The following is a 21,924-nucleotide window of genomic DNA, read 5'->3' as shown; positions in this document are numbered from 1 at the left end:
TTTTAGTTCACCATCACATTAATGGTCAGGGTATAGGTTCCCGGGGCGATATTGCCGAGCGACCAGAGGCCAGAGGCATTGTCGTAAGAACCAGTGGCAGTGGTCGCACTGACAAAGTTCAGGCTTGCTGGAAGCATATCTCGGACGACTACCCCATTCGCCGTTCCAGGGCCTTTGTTCACCAAAGTGAGCGTAAACGTAAGGGTATCTCCCGGACGAACAACCGGACTACTGGCGGTTTTGGTTAGTTCAAGATCGGCTTGTGGTGCTACGTTGGAGCAGGTTGGCGGCGCTGTGACGGTGACGGGCGTGTTGGTACACGTTGCGGTTGTGTTGTCCGTCAGCGTAAGCGTAAGATTCCCGCCGGAGATCGGGAAAGCGGCGCTTGACGCACTTGTTACGCCATAATTGACGCTGGCAAAGACCGTAGCCGTCGGTGCGGGTGCGGTTTTGTCCACCTTGTAGGTTGCTCCTGTATTCGATCCGGTTGCACTGATGGTAAAGGTAAACGTGTCATCCGCAGGGTCGCTCGGTGTGCCATTGTTGTTACAAGTGGGCACGACCACCGGTGTATTGATGGCACAAACGGGGTTTGCCGTCAATGGATTCGTAACGGTCACCGTCACGGTACTGCCTGCGGTAATGGGTTGTGCGCCACTTGGGCTAATCACCGCCGCGCCATAGGTGTATCCTGAGGGTGGTGCGGGCTGGGTGGGTTCCGTAACGGTACAGGTTGTACCTGCGGGGATATTGAGGATGGTTTGGCTCGCCCCATTTGCGAGGGTTAGGGTTTGGTCAAACGCATTATCAGAACAGTCCACCACAATTGAATAGGTTGGACTTACAAAGCCCCCAGGCGCACCTGTCACAACCTTACTGACTTGCAACGAACCGACGGTTAAGCTGGAACAGGTGGGCGGTGCAGTAATGGTTACAGGGCCATTGGTACAAGAACTCGTTGTTCCATCCGTAATGGTAATCGTTTTATTTCCACCAGAGATGGGGAAACTGCCATAAGGGCCTTGAGCGGTATTGTAAGCCAGTCCTGTGCGGGTATCATCTCCACTAAGGTTGTAAGTACTGCCTGTATTGGATCCGGTTACGGTGATGGCGTAACTAAAGGTGTCATCTGCCGGATTGCTCGGCGTGCCATTGTTATTACAGGTTGGGGTGACGGTTGGGGCATTGATGGAACACGTTGCTGCTGCAATAAACCCAAAGTCCACCGAAAGATTAGAACGATTATCGGCAAAGGCATCGTTGTCGTCATCGGTGGCACTGCCTTTTCGATCTACTTCGTTGGTTGGTTCGGCACTGCCCGTGCCTTCACCTAAGGTGACCAATGCCGAACGCACGCCCGTTCCATCCACAATCGTACCGTTCTCGTTATTGTCTCCATCTGAATCTGGATCGGCTTCTTCACCAGCCGTCGAGGACGTTTTGCCTGTCAGTGCCGACGGATTCAGTGCCGAAGATTGGTTGGACGGAATTTTGACATAATAATCGCCTGCGTCCAATGCGGTGAAGACGTATTTGCCGTTTGCATCGGTATTCGTGGAGGCTAACAACGTATTCGCACTGTTGTACAGCTCTACTAAAACGCCTTCAATCCCCATTTCGCCGTTATCCGCCATGCCATCCTGATTGGTATCCATCCACACCAAGTTTCCCAGACGATAACCCGGAATCAAAGCGCCGGTTGGAATGGCAATGCCCACTTTGCGCGGTTCGGCGGTGTCTAAACGCGTTGTGGTGACCGAGGGATCAACGCCTGCATTGGTGGAACGGTGGGCAATGGAGTTCCATGCAATTTTTTCGAATGGTGCCGTGACCGGAACCTGCATGGGCACGTTCAGAATGATTTCTTTCCCTGCTTCCCAGTGTGGCGCATTGGTAAAGGGTACTTTTAGTCGAAACCCTTTGACGGCGCTCCAGTTTGTGACAGTGGTTGTCCAGTCGTTGATACATCCCGTTTGCCATCCCGATTCATTGGAAGAATTAGACATTTCGGGGCGGCAAGGATTCGTGGAAAAAGTATAAGCAATCTCTGCACCGGGTAAGGCAAGGACAGATGCGGTATAAGCATCGGCGGCGGTTGGTGCGCTTGTCATCACAGGAACCCATTCGGTATTTCGGGTTTGGGAAGTAAGGATTTCGGAAACACCTGTATCGCCCATGAACGGAAATACATCGTAGGCGACGTAATTCTTCAAGGGTAGGTTGCCGTAGTTGATGAGCTTGATTTTGTAATCAAACGTGCCACCGGGAACGGTACGTGCAACACAGGGAAAACGGGTGTAAGTTCCATCTAAGGTTGGGCAAAAGGCATCGGGAATGGCAGGCGTGCTGGCAGGATCATCCACATTGGGGAGTGAAGCATGACCTCGAATCCATTTCTCGGCTCCCATCACCACCGCAGCAACCACATTAAAGTTTGGCGTATTTTCGCTGGAGCAAATGCTATCTGTCGTACTCCCATCTCCATCTAAGTCATTGGTATCCGTTGCGTAAAAATTGTATTGGCAATAGACAGTTGCATTGGTGGCGGTTAAAAAGTTGTCATTCCGGTATGTTCCAACCGCTGTGCCAGGCTTGACACGGGTGATAATCCTTACCGATGCAGAATGAAGTCCCCCAAATGGTATGGAGGCAGGGTTTGCGACCCCAGGATTGCCGTTGATATCTACCGAACCACTCGGTGCTGTGTTAGCCCAGGTCCAGCGGAGCAACGTTCTGCCTGTTCCGTTATAGTTGTTAAGGGCTACAAAGTTAGGAGAAGGCAGCGTCGAATTGCCTGGTGTATAGTTTGACCACCGAACAAACTCTAATTGGGGCGGCAATAAATCCATAATGGTTGGATTTGTAGCAGGGCCTATTGCAGGTTCGGTATTGCTGATCGTAATAGACCACTCTATTTCATCACCTGGTTTGATGGACGTGGCGGTAGCAGGATACTGATCTTTTCGTGTACGTACAGTGGGTTTAGGATCTGTGACCGTTACGGTTGCACATCCTTGTGTATTGCTAATGTTGCTCCCCGAAGCGGTAACACAGTTGACAATTGATGTTCCAGTAGGCGTACCAGCTGGAACATCTAAGTACACGTAGTTTGCATCGCCAAAATTGTAATCTTGTGTAGCAAACTCACGCGGAATTTGGTTTGGAAGGGCAGGATTATTATCGTCATAAAACGTCCATCGGATATGGGTTATGCCTGTTGGAAAGTCGGTGCCACGATTAAAGATGCGGAAATCCCCTTTACCTGTTGGCGCTACATTATCTTCTAAAATTGTCCATGTTCCTTGATTGTTAGTTGAGTATTCAATCCGCGCCCGCACATTGGTATCTGGAAAGTTCCATCCTGAACGTTGGAATTTGGCTAAATCAAAACCTACAGGAATGGCTTCAACCACAACAGGATTGGTTACAGGGACGTTACCATATAAAGCATTAAACCCAAACCGATAAATCGCCTGATTCCCTGCAACAACCTCGCTATTGATGGTCTCCTTGCTCGGCACTAACTGCGGATCAGGTGCCGCAAATCCGTGAGAAACATTCGCGCATTCATTAAATACAGGCGATGTGGCTACAAAGCAAACTGAATTGGTTACATTACTGCCTGTATTAAACGTGCTTGAGGGGTAGTTTAAGGTAACCGTTAGGAGATGTCCGTCATAACTATCGTATTTATACGTAGCACTAAAACTTCCTGTAAGAGGACTGTACGCACGCCCCCAAGAGTTTATTAAATGGGTTGTTGGAAAAGTCCAGGTAATCGTATTCCCACTCACCGTACCACCATCTGCATTCACTACGGTAGCACCTGCGGGAAAAGTATCGGTAATCGTGAGGTTGGTTAAGTCCACGTTCCCACTAATTTGGTCGGCCGACAAAGCAATTTGGTATTGTACATTAGCACCGACAGCAGGCGCACCTGTTGGCTGTAGTTTTACTTTAGTGACCGTGTATTGCGGAGTGGGTGGAGTGGTACTAACGTTAATGGTTACACTCGCCGTCAAGCTAGCATTGGCAGGGTTGATAGGGTCTGTAATGACCGACGTGCCCGGAACCACGAGGGTTTGCCCGGCTGCGCTGGGGTCAATCCGAAACGTCACCAATAAATCGCCGGAGTTACCATCCGTATAAGGGCTTCGGGTCATGGTAACGGTTCTGGTCCCTGCGTTATAAGAACCCGTTGAGCCAGCCGGAACCGCCATGCTGATATAGGTCAGGCCTGTTGGTACCACGGAACTAATGGTGAGATTGCCACAACCTGTCGTTAAACTGGAACAGGAATACCGATAGCGCACCACCACCATTGCGGCAGGGTCATATGGTCCCGCATTGGGCAAGTCCATCGAGAACGTTTGGCTTCCTGCGCGTTTGGATAAGGGTAAAGAATGGGGGGACGCGGCAAAAGTATAAAGAGGAAAAAATAAACAAGTTAGGCAAAATACAAAAAAACCTATAGCAGAAATTCTATTTGCATTCTTCATAAAAGGAGGTCTGGTTAAGTTGAGGAAAGGGAACACCTTACTGTGTCAAGTCTTCAATGATTGTGCCTATAAATCCACCTTAACCATCCCTTCCTTATGCATAGTAAATATGAAAAAAATGTGACAATAATTTATATAAATTGTCTAAGTAATTGTTTATAAGTGTCTTATTTAAAATTATCCCAAACCATTTTTCTATTCAACGACATCTTTATATTTCAGCTTACCAAGTTTACATTCTAAGAGTTACTTGTATGTCTCATTCTGAAATAACCGCCTTACTCCACCGAATCAATCACGGCGAAAGCGATGCTTGGTCTATTTTGATGGAACAGGCCTATGCCAACTTATTACAAATTTCTCGACAAGTCCGCTCTCTTAAGCAAGCAGAACTACACCCAACTTATGATACCTATGCGGTCCTAAATGAGGCTTTTTCGAGCCTCTATGACAGCAAACAAGTTGTGTGGAAAGACCGTAAACATTTTTATCTTACGGTTGCTCAGGCCTGCCGCTATGTGATTACGGTCTATCATCGTAATAAAAACAGCCTTAAACGTGGAAAAGGGTTTGTGCGGATTTCTGAAAAAGAAGCAGAGCCAGAAGCTATTTTTGACCCAGAAATACAAGATCAAACTTCAGCTTTAGACATCGCATTAGATATTTTGGCGCAAACCAATCAACGCGCATGGGAAGGCGTGATGTTGCGATTTTATGCAGGTTTAAAAGAAGCTGAAATTGCGAAAATTCAACATGTGAGTACTCGAACCGTCATTCGAGACTGGGTGGGCGCGCGGGCTTTAATGGCCAGTGTTTTACAAGAACAATCCTAATACGCAACTGCCTTATGACACCCCTATATCCCAAGTTTGATACCACCGAATGGGAAGTTCTATCCACCCACTTAGAAAACCTACAAGCCCTGCCTGACCTAGAAAAGGGGGCCTATTTAGCACAGGTTAAAGAAGAATCGCCTCATTTATATGAATGGGTTCAAAAACTTGCATCGGTGGATGCTGCTTATGAAGCCGCTTTAGACGAAGCCTTAGCCCCTGTGGAACAAAACCAGTTTTTAACGCCATTAGCCGACCTTAAAGGGCAGCAAATGGGGCAATATGTCTTGTTGGAAAAAATTGGCGAAGGCGGGATGGGAGAGGTGTATCTAGCGCAACGAACCGATGATTTTGAGCAAAAAGTCGCCATTAAGATTCTGCGGTATGCTTTTTTAAATCCTCGGCTGGCCAGACGTTTTGAAAAAGAACAGCATCTATTGGCCCGCCTGCAACATCCTTCTATTGCAAACTTTATAGATGCAGGCCTTAGTGCCAATGGGATTCCTTTTTTGGTGATGGAGTATGTAAATGGGCAAGATTTGAGGACTTATGCGGCCTCTCATCGCCCCACCATTGCAACACAAATTGGCTGGATTTTGCAAATTTGCGAAGCACTCCAGTATTTACACACCAACTTGGTGGTGCATCGGGATCTTAAGCCTAGTAATATTTTAGTGTTACCGAATGAGCGAATCAAAATGCTGGATTTTGGGATTGCTAAAGTGTTAGAAACCGCCAATGCACCAGATGAACATACCCAAACCCAGCCTTTTCAATATGTTTTAACCCCCAATTATGCCAGTCCTGAACAGCTCTGGGGAAAGCCTATTTCCGCTTTATCGGATGTTTATGGGCTGGGGGTTGTGTTATATGAGCTATTAACCGATCAACTTCCGTATCAGGTAGCTGGTAAGAACCTGGTGGAATTAGAAACCGTTTTTAAGGAACAGCCCCCGCTACCAAGTCTTATTGGCGAAAAAAGCGGGATTAAACTAGCAAAAGACTTAGATACAATTGTATTAAAAACACTGTCTTTTGAACCAAGTCAGCGGTACGGTAGTGTGGCAGCTTTGGCAGAAGACTTGCAACGTTGGCTAAAGCGTGAACCCATTCTAGCCAAGCCACAAACATGGTCTTATCGGCTTTCGCGGTTTGTGGCGCGTAATCGGGTATTAGTTTTGCTTGTGGGGCTTTTATTCGTCACCCTTTCGGGTAGTTTGGCTTTTACCTTATGGCAAGCAGGAAAAATTAAGGATGAGTCTAATAAATCAGGCGAAGTATTGGCTTTTTTAGAACAAGTCTTGGCTGGCTATGATCCTTTTAGTCCAAACCCTGCCCCGCAAGACCTCAAAGCGACCCAACAATTGATTCAAAATAGTTTGACTTATCTGAACGACTTGCCGAAAACACATCCAGAAGTCCGCATACGGATTTTTAACCTACTTTCGGGCATTGCGTTTAGCCGTAGCCAAACACAACTTGCTGACTCTTTGAACCAAATTGCCCAAAAAGAAATCAAGCAAACGGCCTCCAGCACCTACCTCCAAGTCGAAACCTTCCTACACACTGCGAAAATAAACTGGCTCAAGCAAGCTTTTACAGATGGGATTAAGGCGGCAGATCAAGGGCTTTTGCTCGCTACATCGGAAGCGCCAGAAATACTAAAAAAACGACGAGAGCTTCTAAATATTAAAAATATGCTGCATCTGGAGCTGGGGGCGTTAGAAGCAGCAAAAACGGCCTTAGACGAGGCCAACTCGATAACCGAAAAGGTTTATAATGCACAAAGCCTTGAGTATGCCCAGCAATTAGGCCAAAAAGCCGCGATTGCAGGGTATGAAGAAGAGTATAAAACGGCGGTTGTTTTATTAGAAAAAGTTATTGAAATATATAGACTTAATAAAAAAGAAAGCCATCACTTTGTTTCGACGGCTTATAACAATTTGAGCCTTGCTTTAAAATACTTGGGAAAAAAAGAAGAGGCATTGCTGGCTTTGGATCAATCTATTCAAATTTCTGAAAAGATTTTCGGAACCCACCATAAAGAGGTCATTACCAGCCAAATCAATAAAGCTACGACGTTATACGAGTTTGGACAATTGGAACAATCCGTGGCCTTGCTCAAGAAAATCCTGCCCTTTGGCGAACAAATTGGAGGGGAAACCCTTCAATCCATCTATTATAACCTCGCCTTTATTTTGCAAGATCAGGGCAAGTTAGCCGAAGCCGAACAATGGGGAAAAAAGGCCTTGGCCAGTTTGACAAACGTAGTCTTGCCCGACCATCCTGATCTTTTACGAACCGAATATTTATTGGGAGAAGTGCTACGGGAATCCAATCGTTTGTCTGAAGCGGAGTCGTATTTCCAAAAAATGATTCAAGCCACCCAAGACCAGCAACCGCCAAGTCCACGTTATGTTCGTGCCTTGCTCAAAATCGCCTGGATTCGCTTTGATCAAAACCAAACCCTTGCAGCGGAAACGCTCATCGCACAAGTCAAAGAAGCCATGCCCAAGATTCAGCCGCCGCCAATGCTTTCCTTAGAGTTAGAAGCCATCGAAGCATGGGCTTTATTCAAAAAAGGAAATCGCTTGGCCGCCAAGCAACAAATGGAAACGGTTTACCAAAAACTGCAAGAAAACGCGGATGCGGATATCGTCTTGAAACGAATGTTGCTAAAACGAAAAAACAGCCTCGCTTCTTAAAACGGATGGTCTAAAAGTTGCTCCAAACTAATGGGGAGGTTTTTGATAGAGAAAGGCTGGATATTGCAACGTAGCACAGCAGTTCATATATGATTTACCCAATAGACCCCCAGACCAATGGTGTATAGGGCCGAAATACCCAAATACGACCAGAAGAGGACATGACACCAGCGGCTTTTTTCATGAGATAGGTGCAGATAAAACGCACACAGGACACCAACCAGCATCATGGCCACATGACCGCGTGGCTCGCCCGCAAACAATTTCGTGACCATCACCACAGAAATCATCCAAAAAAGAATACTAAAAATGGGGAGCAAGAAGGGATACATCTTGTCGAGTTCATCCATAAAAGTGCGGATGGGGCGGGTAATGGTTTTCATGATAGTCAGGGTCTAAGATGGATTAAATACAAACACGAACACTTGTGGACGTAAAGATTTGAGCTATTAACGATTAATGTTATTAAATTGTTACCTCAATGTTACCAAATTATAAAGAACTTTGAATAAATACAAGACCTTTTCTTTTTTGTCGAACAAAAAAAGGAATTTTTTTATATAGACTTGCTTTTTTGGTATGTCCTTTGGACTTTGACTAAATTCACAATGACCACCAACACGGGTGGGAGCAGCATGTTGTTACACTAAACCCGCAAAACAAACTTGTCTCGTCATATTTGCACTGTACTGGGCACGCGGCCCCAATTTGTAAAAGCTACGATGGTCAGCAAGGCTCTTCGTAAAGTGGGCCTGCAAGAATCTATCGTCCATACGGGTCAGCACTACGATACGGCATTAGATCGTTCGTTCTTTGAAGAACTCCAGATGCCGCAACCAGTGGCGAATCTTGGCGTGGGTAGCGGTCTTCATGCATGGCAAATTGGGACCATGATGATCCGGTTAGAAGCGTGGCTATTGGCACAAAAGACCCTTCCAGATGCGGTTTTGGTTTATGGAGACACCAACAGTACACTAAGTGGTGCGCTGGTAGCCGCCAAACTCAGGTTACCCATCATTCATATAGAAGCGGGACTGCGGAGTTTTAACCGTAACATGCCTGAAGAAACCAACCGTATCTTGACAGACACGTTGGCCACTTGGTGTTTTTGCCCTACCGAGACCGCCGTAGAGCACCTCAAAAACGAGGGCAAACACCATGGTGTTTTTCTTTGTGGCGATGTGATGCACGACGCCACGGTTTTTTTTGGTGAGCAGGTTAAAGAGCACTTCCCTCCTGTCTTTTCGGTGCTGAAGCCCCAATCCTATGCCGTCCTCACCATCCACCGCGCCGAAAACACCGATGACCCTGACCAGTTCGAGGCCATTCTGAGAGCCATTGCCCGCATAGACCAGCCTGTGGCTTGGCCCGTTCACCCCCGTACCCGCCATTTTTTGGCTTCTCGCACCCTCCCCCCCAATCTGCATCCGCTGCCGCCATTAGGTTATTTAGACATGATGGCCTTGGTTCGTCATGCGAAAATGGTTTTAACCGACTCTGGCGGATTGCAAAAAGAGGCCTATTGGTTGGGGGTACCGTGTATCACACTGAGGAACGAAACCGAATGGCCAGAGACCCTCTCAAACGGCTGGAATCAGTTGTCTGGAAATCGTTTGAAGGACTTGCCTGAGATGGTTCAAACCCTCCCAAGAGGAGGTCGTCCGCATTTTGGTACGATAGGTGGGGTTGGGGCCAGTACCCTCATTGCCCAAACACTCTTAGATGAGTTGGCCCATGTCTAATACCCCTACTCCGGAACCGACCTCTCGGATTCTGGACATCTTCAAGACCAGTAGCATCCACAGCATCGGGACGTTTTTGAATAAATTTTTGCTTCTTTCCTTGGTTCCGTTATACTCGCACCTGCTTCCGACTACCGATACAGGCCTCATTGGCTTAATGGATACCACCGAACAATTCTTGATTGCATTCCTTATTCTGGGTCAAGGACAAGCGTTCGTCTGGCAATTTAAACAAGAACCAGATCCGGAGGCCCTTACCCGCCTCTTTTCTACCAGCATGTGGTTCATGGTGTTCATTAGTACAATGGGTATTGGTGCCTTGGTTCTTTTTTCCGAACAAACGGCTCCCCTGATCCTCAATACGGCGCACCCTTTGCAAGGACTGGCTTTCGCTTGGATGATGGTAAGTTTATTTCTACGGAATCTTCAAAGCTTATCGGTAAATTATCTACGCGCAGACCGAAAGGCCCTCTCCCTCGAAACCGCCAACTTCATAGGTACAGCCCTCTTTGTAGGACTTAATTTTGTGTTGCTGTATTGGTTTAAGACAGGTGTTTCGGCGATATTGGCAACCCGACTACTTTTGCTCTTACCTGTGTTGGTGGTTGCCGGATGGTTTGCCCGTCCTTATTTACGGTTTCAGTTAGACTTAGGCGTCTTGCGTAAGATGCTGCGCTATGGCCTTCCCATTACCTTGGCCGCAATGGCTTACCCCATCCTGAATTTCGCAGATCGGTATATGATTACTGCCCTGATAGACCCATCCGGCAACCTGAATGGCATCTACGAGATATCTTATAAATTTGGGATGATTCCAAGTATGATCTTGGTGGGCCCCTTCTTACAGGCATGGCAACCCGCTCTTTACGACAAAGCCGACGACGCCAGCCGAAATGAGGTCTATCGTCGGATGTTGCTCTATGTTACTTTTGCGGGAGCAACGCTTTGGCTTGGACTTTCTGTTATGCGGACGGAACTGCTACACGTTTTCTCTACACCAGCCTATTATAGCGGAAGTGCCATCATTCCTTGGGTAGCGGCCTCAAATGTCTTTTATGGACTTGGCTGGATCGTCGTTGCAGGGTTGGCAGTACAATCAAAAACTGTTTTTATGGGGGTATGGACAGCCCTTGCGGCACTGATCAACATTTTGCTGAATTTATGGTGGTTACCTATTTGGGGCATGATGGGGGCTGCTTATGCCACTACCGTTGCCTTTATCTTGATTTTTATTGGATTTGCTGTATATTCTAAAATAAAACTAAACATCTCTTTCCCTTATGCGAGATGGTTTTTGTTGTGCACCATTGCCTGGATAGGCTACACCATAGTGGACAAAATCATTGTGATCCCCAACCTCTTTTTGTCGGTCATCCTCAAATCATTGCTCTGTTTTCCTGTTATTTTCCTTATGGCTTTTGTGGTAGGGCTTCGGCGCCCGCAAGACCTACAAGCCATTTTAAAACAAAAATAATCCTTAACGCCATCAATTCAACGCCATTTCGTAATTTAGCCTTGGTTGTTGATGGGTAAAATGTATATCTTGTCTTTCTAATCAGTTTTGAGTTTTCTTTTTACATTCGTTCATGTTTATGAAGTGCAAGTAAAAAGATTCGGGTAGGGCAAGTCCTGTACGGTTCGCTCCCTCTCAACCCCGCCAGGACCGGAAGGTAGCAACGGTAGGAGGTCGTAGCAACGCGATGCAGTCAGCTTGCCCTTTTATATTTTTATGGCCCCGTCTTTGTCGTCCAACTTCCTGTTCTTTGCGTTTTCGCGATGTTTTTGAAACCTACGCTTAGATGGCACCTCCCACACTCGAGGTGCGTATAAAGGGCGTTTAGGTAGTCCATTAACCCTTTATTTTCTATGACGGTTTTTACTTTTTTGTTTTTGATTGGCGGCTTGGTCCTCTTGGTACTGGGCGCAGACGCATTGGTAAAAGGCGCCTCCCGTTTGGCGCTTGCCTTGGGGATTTCGCCCATTATTATTGGTCTTACGGTGGTCTCTTATGGAACTAGCGCACCAGAGTTGGCAGTTAGTACCCAAGCGGCGTGGGCGGGACAGGCCGACTTAGGCGTGGGAAATGTGGTAGGAAGTAATATCTTTAACATTTTGTTTATATTGGGTTTGTCTGCCATTATTGTTCCATTGGTCGTACACACACAACTCATTCGGATTGATGTGCCCGTGATGATCTCTACGGCTTTTTTATTTTTCCTATTTGTGTTAGATGGGCAATTGGCCAAATGGGAAGCAGGTATTTTGGCACTTGGTGCATTCTTCTATACGTGGTTTCAGATTTACCTAAGCCGAAAAGAGAAAAGAAGTGCCTTAGAACAAGAGTTTGAGGCGGAGTTATCGCAAGCCCCACGAACAGGGACGGCGGTTAATATAGGGTGGATTGTTTTGGGATTGGTGATGCTGGTTTTGGGTTCTAACTGGTTGGTGGACTCGGCGGTTACCATTGCCCGTACACTGGGGGTCTCGGAGTTGATCATCGGCCTGACCATTGTGGCCATTGGAACCTCTTTGCCGGAAGTCGCCACGTCGGTTGCTGCAGCCTTAAAAAGGGAGCGCGACATTGCCGTCGGAAACGTGGTTGGCAGTAATATCTTCAACATCCTAACTGTTTTGGGGATTTCTGGCTTGGTTTCACCACAACCCATCAATGTTTCCAATGCGGCTATCGCCTTTGATATACCAGTGATGCTTGCGATTTCGGTCGCTTGCTTCCCTATTTTCTTCAAAGGCTTGGAGATTACCCGTTTTAGGGGAGCCTTGTTCTTCTTTTATTATATTGCCTATACGCTTTATCTGGTTTTGGCACACACCAAGCACGATGCCCTTTCCACCTTCAGCACCGCCATGTGGTATTTCGTGTTGCCTTTTACGGTACTGACCTTGGTCTGGTATTTGGTAGGTGGTATCAAAGAACGGCGTACCGAGGCGTCTTAAGGCATTATTTTATAAAGAATTAGACCATTGGTGAGAAATCTTTCTTTCTCCAGACCTGTTTGGGGTAATGGTTTATTTTACGAAAAACTGTATGAAAACCCCCGTTCTAACATCCGGAATTCAGCCAAGTGGCATTTTGCACATTGGGAATTATTTTGGTGCGCTCCGCCAAAACATTGCTTTGGGCAATCAGTATGGTGGCTATTTTTTTATTGTGAACTACCATGCCCTTACAACGGTAAACAACCGTGAGGAATTGGCACAATATAGCTTTGACGTGGCCTTGGATTATCTGGCCTTGGGCTTAGATCCGGCCAAAGCAAACTTATTTCTACAATCCGATGTACCACAATTGGGTGAATTGACTTGGATATTCTTGTGTCTTACCCCTGTTTCGCTCTTAGAGAAGGGGGTGGCTTATAAAGATAAAATTGCCAATGGTCTTTCCCCTAATGCAGGGTTATTTACCTATCCTATTTTGCAGGCAGCGGACATTTTGATATATGGTGGCACGCTGGTTCCTGTTGGGCAAGACCAAAAGCAAAACATTGAAATTTGTCGTGACACGGCAGAACGTTTTAATCGGATGTTTGCGCCCGAAAACCCAATTTTCCCGATGCCGGAGGCCTATATTTTGGAAGATGTGGCGGTTGTGCCCGGACTGGATAGTCGAAAGATGTCTAAAAGCTATGGGAACACCATTGGTATTTTTGACGAAGGGAACGTACTCAAAAAGAAAGTGATGAGTATTGTTACGGATTCCACACCGCTGGAAGATCCTAAAAACCCCGAAACGGACAACGTTTTTGCCATGATCCGGTTGTTTGCTTCTCCAGAAAAGCAGGAAGAAATTGCCGCAGCGTATCGGGCGGGTGGCTATGGCTATGGCCATGCAAAAAAAGAACTCTTGGGGCTGATGAACGACTATTTTGGCGAAGCGCGTGAAAAACGCCGAGACTTAGCCCAAAATCCGGATTTTGTACGTGATGTACTCCGTGAAGGGGCACGGAATGCTACCCAAGCCGCCGAAGCCCATATGGTAAAAGTGCGGGAGGCTGTAGGATTCATGCGGGTCTAAGGTGCATGAAGTCCAACACCGAGAGCAGCCATCAAAGTAGAGGTACGAAAGGTTTGGGAACTTACTGACAGCCGAATCTTGTTGAGGGGCTGCCTTATACCACTTGCAAGACAGACTCGGCGAGGGTGGTTACGCCTAATGGCTCGCCCAAAAGAGTGGCCGAGGTACTTCCCGTGATGCGCACTTGAACGTACTGTCCGGGTTGATAGTCGTGTGCATCGAAGATCACCACCTTATTCGCATCGGTTCGGCCAAAGAGCTGGTCTGTCCGTCTTTTGGAAGTTCCTTCCACCAAAATGGTTTGCAGGCTGCCTACATCGGCACGGTTTTTCTCGGCGGCAATCCTCGTTTGTAGGTCTATGATTTCGGAAAGGCGGCGTTTTTTTACAGTTTCGGGGATGTCATCTTCGTATTTCCGGGCAGCATACGTTCCCGGACGTTCGGAATACATGAACATATAGGCATGATCGTACCGTACTTTCGTCAGCAAGGAAAGGGTGTCGCGGTGTTCTTCCTCGGTTTCACCACAAAAACCTGCAATAATGTCGGTAGAGAGCGAAAGATTGGGCACAATGCGGTATGCTTTTTCCACCAATTCCAAATACTGCTCTTTGGAATACGTTCTACGCATTCTGCGTAGCATTTCTGTATTACCATGCTGTACAGGTAAATGTATGTAATTACAGATGTTATGTCGTTCTGCATGAACATGCAATAGATCGTCTGAGCAATCTTTAGGGTGGCTGGTAGAATATCGAATCCGCAACTCTGGCGATAACAAACTGATGCGGTACAATAATTCTGCAAACGAGACCACCGTTCCATCTTGCTCGAAGTGATAAGAGTTGACATTTTGCCCCAAGACGGTCACCTCTTTATACCCGCGTTCCAACAAATCGGCACATTCTGCAAGGATACTGGTTACGGGTCGGCTTCGTTCGCGTCCGCGTGTGAACGGAACCACACAGAACGAACACATGTTGTTACATCCTCGCATGATGGAAACGAATGCCGAGATACCGTTCGAGTCGTAGCGGACGGGTGCAATATCGGCATAGGTTTCTTCTTTAGAGAGTTGGACATTCACCGCAGCCTGCCCGTTGAGGTCACGTTCTCCGATAAGGCGTGGTAGGTCTCGGTAGGCATCTGGCCCCACTACTAAATCCACCAATTTCTCTTCTTCTAAGAGTTTATGGCGCAATCGCTCGGCCATACAACCCAAAACACCAATAAGCAAATCTGGATTTTCTTTACGCTTTTTGGCACGTAATACGCCTAACCGTTGACGAACCTTTTGCTCGGCATTCTCACGAATGGCACAGGTGTTGAGCAAAACCACATCCGCCTGCATGGGATCACTCGTCAGGCCAAATCCACCCTCCTGCAAAACAGCGGCCACCACCTCGGAGTCCGCTACGTTCATTTGGCAGCCATAGGTTTCTAAATAGAGTTTGCGGCCATTCGTTCCCGCTGATTCTGGGGCCACTTTGGGGGCATCGAGGTTATCCAGTACATCCAAGTCTTGGATCAGATTCATGGTTTTGAGGGTAAGGTTTGTATAAGGAACATAAAAGCTACCATCATTATGCTGTGATCGCAAGACCCATAGTCGTGGAAAAGCACGAATAAGGTCAGAATTCGCTATGGGCGCTTATTGGGAATGGGCTTGCCTATAAATTGGACTAAGGTACGAATTGAATATTGTCTAAAAAAGCCAGTGTCTTATTCTGAATAGACCACAAGTCCATAAAAATCATCACCAAGCCAAAATTCGTGACAAAAGGGCTTGAATTGTCTTCCAGAACGCTGTAAAATGCCCGCTAACCAAACCTTCAACCACCCCATCATGTACACTAAAACAACCCTGTTTGTCGCTATCTTCTTGTTATTGTCTCTAACTGCCTGTAATCGGGATTCGGTTGCACCTGGCGGAATTGACCTCTCGGAGCCACGGCTGATGACCTCTTGGGGCCATGCCGAAGCGGTCCTTTCTATGGCGGCCTCGCCCGATGGGGAGCACCTCTTGACAGGAAGTGCCGATTATACGGCGCGATACTGGGATGTAAGTAGCCGTAAAGAAATATGGCGGTTTATTGGGCACGAGGGTGCAGTCATTGCAACGGCGGTCTCACCTGATGGAAAAACCGCGCTGACAGGTGGCGAAGACCGTAAAATCTGTGCGTGGAAGTTGGAAACAGGCGTACAAGAAAAATGCTTCGAGGCGCATGGCAGTGGGGTATTAGATCTGGAATTTGCACCAGACGGAACCCGGTTTGCCTCGGCCAGTGAAGACGGAAGTGCCCGTATTTGGGATGCTGCCGGTACGTTGCAGCATACGCTGAAAGGCCATACCGATTTTGTAGAGTCTGTGTCGTTTTCCAAAGACAGTAAACAAGTGGTCACGGCCAGTTTAGACGGTACCGCTCTGGTGTGGGAGGTGGCAACGGGTCAAAAAGTACTGACCTATAAAAGCCATAAATCTGAGGTATGGGATGCTATATTTAGTCCCACAGAAAACTTGATTGCCTCGGCAAGTGCCGACCGAACCATTATGCGGTGGCGGGTTCGGGGCGATACCGTCCAAGCCTTGGCGCCGATTTCGGTTAATTGGAGTGGTTGGGAATCCTTGGATTTTTCTAAAGACGGACAATACATGATTGCCGCAAATAGCGATAAATCGGCCCGTATTTTCCGTACGTCGGATGGGGTGGAACGCCATAAATTGGAAGGACATACGGGACGCATTTGGGCAGTGGCTTTTGATCCTAAAGGGCGATATGTCGCAACGGCAGGGGGCGATCAAACCGTCCGGCTTTGGTCGGTTGAGACGGGTAAAGAGACGGGGCAATTAGGTCATCCGCATTCCTTAGTTACAGGTGTTGCATTTACACCAGACCAGAAAAAGGCCCTGATTTTCCGTCTTGATCATGTGCTCACCACTTGGCAGGCAGCCAGCGGTGCAAACTCGGTACAATTAGGAAGTGGTAATACGGGTGTGGCGCATTTTTCGTCTGATGGAAGCGCGGTATTGGTTTCCGGCCTCAACGATACGGCTGTTCTTTGGGATACCCGTAGTGGACGAAAGATTCAAACCTTTGGGCAGATCAATAAATTCAAACTTGCAGCGGGTGCGGTTTCGCCGGATGGATCGCAGGTGGCATTTGGCGAAACAGACGGAACCGTCTCGCTGTATGTAGCCGCTTCTGGTATGCTCCGTAGGCGCTTAGGCAAAAAGGCCAGTCCGGCCAATCATATAGCCTTTTCCGGAAAGGGAGACGTCTTGGCTGCCAGCCTCTCAGAACGGGATGCGGTGATCTTAGAGGTGCAATCGGGCGCGATCCGTCACAAACTAAAAGGGCATAAAGCCAATATCTTAGACATTGATTTCTCGGAAGATGGTACCAAGGTGGTAACCGGAAGCCGAGACGGAACCGCTTTGGTATGGGATGCGCAGACGGGTACTCAGACGGCCCAGATTAAAGCGGCACATCCCATCACGATTGTGCGTTTTGCTCCCAATGGTGCGACTTTTTTGACGGTTGATACCTTTGGAAATACACAAGTATGGCGTACTTCCGGAGAGGAAGAAGCCCAACTTTCGATGCCTGGGATTACCATTGCCACTTTTTCGCCAGATGGAGATCACTTGCTGACGGGCACTATGGATGGTATTGCGCGTATTTGGGAAATTGGCTCTGGCAATATTGCGCTCGAACTGACTACGCTGGATCAGAAAAATTGGGTAGTCTCTACTGCTGCCGGAAAAGTGACGCACAACGATCAATTGGATGCCCGCCCACTGTATTGGACCGTGGAAGGACGAATAGAACCTTTTTCAGTCCGTCAAAAAGATAGGCTCCAAACCGATTTGTTGCAAACGGTGCTAAAACCGTAATCGAAAGACTGGGGCAGGTTGTTTGAAGTATCCAGAAGTGGGTACATGTTTTATATTATCGTATGCCCTCTTTTTACTGATATGCAACAACTTCCTCATTTTTTGGAACATATGGCCCGCTTGTCCGTAGGGTCGCCGCCGCAACATATTGTTCTGGGATTAAGTGGCGGGCTGGATTCTGTGGTACTGGCACATGCCCTTGTTACATATGGTTATACCGTTACTGCCGTCCATATCAACTATCGCTTGCGTGGAGAAGCGTCGGAAGCCGACGCTGTGTTTGTTCAGGAATATTGTCGAGACTTGGGCATTGCGTGTCATGTAGAAGTTTTTGACACAGCACATATAACACCCAGCGGGGATTCTTTACAAGCGTTTGCCCGTTCACTGCGGTATGAGGTCTTTGCACGCATTGCCCATGCTGTTGGTGCTTCGTTTGTTGCTGTCGCCCATCATGCAGACGATCAAGCGGAGACCATGCTGCTTAATTTATTGCGGGGTACTGGAATCGAAGGGTTGGCCGGAATGCCTCCGAAACGGCCTTTTTCGAAAGAGGTTGGTGTTTGGATTATCCGTCCCTTATTGTCTTATCGGAAAAGAGAACTCATTCAATATGCCCGTGAAAACAAACTAATCTGGCGTGAAGACACCTCTAACCACCACCTAAAATATCGCCGGAACGTGGTACGACAACGGTTGATGCGCATCATAAGAAAAGACTTTGGGGATAAGGCCATAAGCCATATAGTGGCTACCGCGAATGACCTAAGAGGGTATTTGGATCATGATTTTTATGACAAGCTCAGTACGCTTTTTGAGGCCATCCAGGGTGATGGAAATGCGCTTCGCCTAAAGAACCTGCATGATTTGCCTGTTGTTTGGCGAAAACGGTTGTATTTAGAAGCACTCAAACGGTGGTTGCCAATGGCATCGCAGACCCGTGATTTGTTGGGTAGGATTGATCTGCTCTTGACTTCACAGCCAGGCATGAGGTTGATCCTACCGGACGCGGTCATTTGGCGTGATCGGGAAACAATCCTATTTATGAAAGAGGTGCCTGTTTCATCCGAAACGTTTCAATTGAGGCCCGGTATGCCATGTGAAACCCCTTGGGGGGTCTTTGAAGTGGATCTTTTATATACCGATGACCCTGAAGAACTCCTGCGAAACCGCGACCCAAATACTGAAATATGGGCTGCACCTCCCAAGAACATGGGGTTCTATATCCGGGCGTGGGCCATTGGTGATCACTTTAGGCCCTTTGGTATGCAAGGCCATGCCAAAAAAATTAGCGACTTTTTGACCGATGCGAAAGTACCTGCGGCACAACGAAAGCACGTCCCTGTATTCCTTGCCGGATCGGAAATCTGGGCAGTTTTGGGCCAACGGCCTTGTGAATCTGCGCGAATTACCCCGCAAACAAAACAGGTTTTACGCCTACGTTGGCTTCCATCCGTTACTTCTTGATGCGTTTTGCTGTTTGCGGACCTTCTACACCCGTTCGGCTCAGTGCCGAAACCACCACCCAATCCGGCTTCTGAAGGCCGTGGAGCGCTTCTAAACGATACTCTTTTTGTCCGCCCGGTATCAAATTCATCTCCCACCGATTTCCATAAAGCGTTCGGATAATCCATTGGGTCGGTGCAGCGGGTGGAGTATTGTTTTCTTGTGCTTCAAAACCCAGCTGCACCCAACGTTGCTTTTTCTGCTTTCGGATTTTGAGGGCTGGTTTCTCTTTTGGGTTTTCTCCCAGCCACGGGGAAGCCGGAACCAAGGTTTTATAGCGATATACTTCCCTGTGCAAGCGTTCGCCCAATACACTATTCGAGGCCATCAAAGACTTCATGCTGAAATGGACATTGCCCCCGGCACCAGTTTGGTCTTGTGTTACCTTCACTTGATTGACCAACTCGGTGGGATCCCAGCGTTTGGTGGCATCGGGGTCTATCACCTTACTGGTATAATTGCCTGGCCAAATGTGGCGATTATGCGTGTTTTCGCTGATCCACCACCGAAGCAAGACCGGATAGCTTTGCTCCACCTTGTCTATGGGCCAATAGAGTTGTGGGGTAAAATAATCTAACCATCCTTGGTTAAGCCACAGTTTCGCATCTGCATACAATTTGTCGTATTGGTCAAATCCTTTGATTTGTTCCGGAAAACCAGGCCGCCAGATCCCAAATGGACTAATGCCAAACTTAACCCAAGGTTTTGCTTTTTTGATTTCGCGGTACAGCGATTCGATAAACCGATCCACATTATCGCGCCGCCAATCTGCTTTCGAACGGCCTGCCCCATAGCGTGCAAACGTCTGGGCATCGGGGAAGTCCACTTCACGGCCATTTTCAGTAATGGGATAAGGATAAAAATAATCATCCATATGGATGCCATCTACGTCGTAGCGGGTTACCACATCCATCATTACATTTTTAGAGAAGGCAGCGGCTTCCGGGTGCCCGGGGTCCATCCACTTATAGGCGCCATAAGTGCGCACCCAGTCTGGTTGCATGAGGGTAATGTGATCGTGAGCCGGGGTTCCTTTGGCAGCAGGATGCCAAGCACGATAGGGATTGAACCAAGCATGTAGCTCTAAGCCCCGCTTATGGGCTTCTTCGATGGCAAATGCCAGGGGGTCGTAGTATGGTTCTGGGGCCTTGCCTTGCTGCCCGGTCAGGTATTCCGACCACGGTTCCAAGGGAGAGTCATAGAGTGCATCTGCCGAAGGCCGTACTTGAAAAATAATGGCATTCATGTTCAACTCCTGGGCGCGGTCCAACAAGGCGACTAACTCTCCTTTTTGTTGGTCAACCGGTAATCCTCGTTTGGACGGCCAATCAATATTATCCACCGTAACAATCCATGCCGCCCGAAATTCGCGCTGTGGAACGGGTACAGGTAACGCATAATTGGGTAGTTTGGGGGTTTTACAAGCCGAAAGCATGAGCATGGCAGATAGACCCAAGAAGAACTTAGACCGAAGGTTCATGTTGACACCAATAAAAGTTGACAAGAAGAGGTCACAAACGCGGAAACGGAAGACGGAAAAAAACCGTTTTTAGTCTTATTAACATACGAACCAATTTTGTGGTGAACAACGGTTTAGGGCCTTTTTCTCAAATTGATTTACGTAATGAACCATCACGCATCACCTTAATTGCAAAATTGCCGTAGTAGAAGCACGGACACGGTTACAGGTTTGGAGGTCTTGATGGAGGGCGGTGCCCCACCACGGGGAAATGGCCCTAAGTTTCGTTTGGGTGGCGGCCGTGGCCCATTGTGCGGGAAAACATTTTTGCAGCACGTCCAACATGATTTTAACGGAGGTGGAAGCACCTGGTGAGGCACCAAGCAAAGCGGCCAAAGAGCCATCGTGCGCTGCAATCACTTCGGTTCCAAACGCCAAAATCCCTCCTTTTTCGGCGTCACGCTTGATGATTTGGACGCGCTGCCCTGCAATTTCGACCTCCCAATCGCTTGGCATTGCTTCCGGAAAATATGCCCGCAACGCCTGAATACGTGCTTCAAAAGATTGTGTCACCTGCTCCACCAAGTACTTCGTCAAGTCAAATTCGTGCCACCCGACCGCGAGGAGTGGTATAAAATTGTCTAATTCCACAGAAAGGGGTAAGTCGAAGTATGAGCCATATTTTAGAAACTTGGTGGAAAAACCGGCAAAAGGGCCAAATAATAATGCTTTTTTGCCCCGATAAAGCGCGTATCGAGGTGAGGAACCGACATAGGCGGTGCGCCAACTTCTGCTTGCCCATACGCTTTGGCAAAATGGCGGTCTATGACTTCTTGGTTGTTGCACCGTAGCCATTGTCCTCCGACGGGAAATCCGGCATAGCCATCCGCTTCGGGGATACCCGACTTGTCTAACAAGGGGAGAGAGCCACCTCCGGCGCCAATAAAGACGAATTTCGCCGATACGAACCTGGTTTCGTCTTTGGCGAGGTCTTTCACCTTCACTTGCCAGCGGTTGTCCGAGGTCTGCTCCAAATCACGTACTTCTTGTTCGGTTCGGAGGGTGAATTGATGGCTTCGCTGTAAAGTTTGGATCATCGCCCGCGTCAGGGCGCCAAAATCCACATCGGTCCCAGGTTCCATGCGGGTTGCCGCCACGGCTTGTGTTTTCTGACGCCCATTCATGAGCAAAGGCATCCAAGTGGAAATCTGACGGCGGTCTTCCGAATATTGCATCTCACGAAAAAGTGGTG

At 47.8% G+C, this 21,924-nt stretch carries 13 protein-coding genes and 1 other RNA gene; 9 read left to right on the top strand and 5 right to left on the bottom strand.

Annotated elements, in window-relative coordinates; translation table 11 throughout:
* Positions 1 to 2: 2 nt before the first annotated feature.
* On the bottom strand, positions 3 to 4,361 hold the full coding sequence (locus JNN12_14960) for a DUF11 domain-containing protein (protein ID MBL7979635.1): 4,359 nt from the start codon (positions 4,359 to 4,361) through the stop codon (positions 3 to 5).
* 392 nt (positions 4,362 to 4,753) lie between these two features.
* Here JNN12_14960 and JNN12_14955 point away from each other — a divergent pair, with 392 nt between their 5' ends.
* The gene (locus JNN12_14955) at positions 4,754 to 5,332 is read left to right on the top strand and encodes a hypothetical protein (protein MBL7979634.1); all 579 of its coding nucleotides are present in this window, start codon (positions 4,754 to 4,756) and stop codon (positions 5,330 to 5,332) included.
* 14 nt (positions 5,333 to 5,346) lie between these two features.
* Positions 5,347 to 8,037 (top strand): serine/threonine protein kinase, encoded by a 2,691-nt coding sequence (locus tag JNN12_14950; GenBank protein ID MBL7979633.1) that lies wholly within the window; start codon positions 5,347 to 5,349, stop codon positions 8,035 to 8,037.
* An 83-nt stretch (positions 8,038 to 8,120) separates the two neighbouring features.
* Here the strand turns inward: JNN12_14950 and JNN12_14945 are convergent, their stop codons facing one another.
* On the bottom strand, positions 8,121 to 8,420 hold the full coding sequence (locus tag JNN12_14945) for a hypothetical protein (GenBank protein MBL7979632.1): 300 nt from the start codon (positions 8,418 to 8,420) through the stop codon (positions 8,121 to 8,123).
* 339 nt (positions 8,421 to 8,759) lie between these two features.
* On the opposite strand from JNN12_14945, the gene wecB reads away from it, so the two are divergent.
* The 5 genes from wecB to trpS all read left to right on the top strand — a co-directional run bounded on the left by wecB (position 8,760) and on the right by trpS (position 13,812).
* Positions 8,760 to 9,779, top strand: a complete 1,020-nt coding sequence (gene wecB / locus JNN12_14940; protein ID MBL7979631.1) for a UDP-N-acetylglucosamine 2-epimerase (non-hydrolyzing) — start codon at positions 8,760 to 8,762, stop codon at positions 9,777 to 9,779.
* Positions 9,760 to 11,253: an oligosaccharide flippase family protein gene (locus JNN12_14935; protein MBL7979630.1), complete on the top strand. Its 1,494-nt coding sequence runs from the start codon at positions 9,760 to 9,762 to the stop codon at positions 11,251 to 11,253. The genes wecB and JNN12_14935 overlap by 20 nt, the downstream gene beginning before the upstream one ends.
* A 146-nt stretch (positions 11,254 to 11,399) precedes the next feature.
* Positions 11,400 to 11,499, top strand: an RNA gene (gene ffs, locus JNN12_14930) — signal recognition particle sRNA small type.
* Between the two features lie 146 nt (positions 11,500 to 11,645).
* Positions 11,646 to 12,734 carry a calcium/sodium antiporter gene (locus tag JNN12_14925; GenBank protein MBL7979629.1) on the top strand — a complete coding sequence of 363 codons (1,089 nt, stop codon included), beginning with the start codon at positions 11,646 to 11,648 and terminating at the stop codon, positions 12,732 to 12,734.
* A 67-nt stretch (positions 12,735 to 12,801) separates the two neighbouring features.
* The gene (gene trpS / locus JNN12_14920) at positions 12,802 to 13,812 is read left to right on the top strand and encodes a tryptophan--tRNA ligase (GenBank protein ID MBL7979628.1); all 1,011 of its coding nucleotides are present in this window, start codon (positions 12,802 to 12,804) and stop codon (positions 13,810 to 13,812) included.
* Between the two features lie 94 nt (positions 13,813 to 13,906).
* On the opposite strand, the gene miaB is transcribed toward trpS, so the two are convergent.
* The gene (miaB, locus tag JNN12_14915; GenBank protein ID MBL7979627.1) at positions 13,907 to 15,349 is read right to left on the bottom strand and encodes a tRNA (N6-isopentenyl adenosine(37)-C2)-methylthiotransferase MiaB; all 1,443 of its coding nucleotides are present in this window, start codon (positions 15,347 to 15,349) and stop codon (positions 13,907 to 13,909) included.
* A 309-nt stretch (positions 15,350 to 15,658) separates the two neighbouring features.
* Here miaB and JNN12_14910 point away from each other — a divergent pair, with 309 nt between their 5' ends.
* A complete protein-coding gene (locus JNN12_14910) occupies positions 15,659 to 17,707 on the top strand; it encodes a WD40 repeat domain-containing protein (protein ID MBL7979626.1) in 2,049 nt (682 codons plus the stop codon).
* A gap of 81 nt (positions 17,708 to 17,788) precedes the next feature.
* A complete protein-coding gene (gene tilS, locus JNN12_14905; protein MBL7979625.1) occupies positions 17,789 to 19,174 on the top strand; it encodes a tRNA lysidine(34) synthetase TilS in 1,386 nt (461 codons plus the stop codon).
* On the opposite strand, the gene JNN12_14900 is transcribed toward tilS, so the two are convergent.
* Both JNN12_14900 and JNN12_14895 read right to left on the bottom strand, forming a co-directional pair.
* Positions 19,164 to 20,693, bottom strand: coding sequence for a family 10 glycosylhydrolase (locus JNN12_14900; protein ID MBL7979624.1), 1,530 nt, complete (start codon positions 20,691 to 20,693; stop codon positions 19,164 to 19,166). The genes tilS and JNN12_14900 overlap by 11 nt on opposite strands.
* Positions 20,694 to 20,852: 159 nt before the next feature.
* Positions 20,853 to 21,518 carry a malate:quinone oxidoreductase gene (locus JNN12_14895; protein ID MBL7979623.1) on the bottom strand — a complete coding sequence of 222 codons (666 nt, stop codon included), beginning with the start codon at positions 21,516 to 21,518 and terminating at the stop codon, positions 20,853 to 20,855.
* Positions 21,519 to 21,924 lie beyond the last annotated feature (406 nt).

The organism is Bacteroidetes Order II. bacterium (assembly GCA_016788705.1).
Classification (GTDB): domain Bacteria; phylum Bacteroidota; class Rhodothermia; order Rhodothermales; family UBA2364; genus UBA2364.
Note: the sequence above shows the minus strand (reverse complement) of the source record. Positions and strands in the feature narration are given on the sequence as shown.

What these genes read in the sequence shown, in the direction of transcription:
- JNN12_14960 (MBL7979635.1), bottom strand. Translation starts at nt 4,361, where the DNA reads ATGGACTTGCCCAATGCGGGACCATATGACCCTGCCGCAATGGTGGTG.
- JNN12_14955 (MBL7979634.1), top strand. Translation starts at nt 4,754, where the DNA reads ATGTCTCATTCTGAAATAACCGCCTTACTCCACCGAATCAATCACGGC.
- JNN12_14950 (MBL7979633.1), top strand. Translation starts at nt 5,347, where the DNA reads ATGACACCCCTATATCCCAAGTTTGATACCACCGAATGGGAAGTTCTA.
- JNN12_14945 (MBL7979632.1), bottom strand. Translation starts at nt 8,420, where the DNA reads ATGAAAACCATTACCCGCCCCATCCGCACTTTTATGGATGAACTCGAC.
- wecB (MBL7979631.1), top strand. Translation starts at nt 8,760, where the DNA reads ATGGTCAGCAAGGCTCTTCGTAAAGTGGGCCTGCAAGAATCTATCGTC.
- JNN12_14935 (MBL7979630.1), top strand. Translation starts at nt 9,760, where the DNA reads ATGAGTTGGCCCATGTCTAATACCCCTACTCCGGAACCGACCTCTCGG.
- JNN12_14925 (MBL7979629.1), top strand. Translation starts at nt 11,646, where the DNA reads ATGACGGTTTTTACTTTTTTGTTTTTGATTGGCGGCTTGGTCCTCTTG.
- trpS (MBL7979628.1), top strand. Translation starts at nt 12,802, where the DNA reads ATGGTTTATTTTACGAAAAACTGTATGAAAACCCCCGTTCTAACATCC.
- miaB (MBL7979627.1), bottom strand. Translation starts at nt 15,349, where the DNA reads ATGAATCTGATCCAAGACTTGGATGTACTGGATAACCTCGATGCCCCC.
- JNN12_14910 (MBL7979626.1), top strand. Translation starts at nt 15,659, where the DNA reads ATGTACACTAAAACAACCCTGTTTGTCGCTATCTTCTTGTTATTGTCT.
- tilS (MBL7979625.1), top strand. Translation starts at nt 17,789, where the DNA reads ATGCAACAACTTCCTCATTTTTTGGAACATATGGCCCGCTTGTCCGTA.
- JNN12_14900 (MBL7979624.1), bottom strand. Translation starts at nt 20,693, where the DNA reads ATGAACCTTCGGTCTAAGTTCTTCTTGGGTCTATCTGCCATGCTCATG.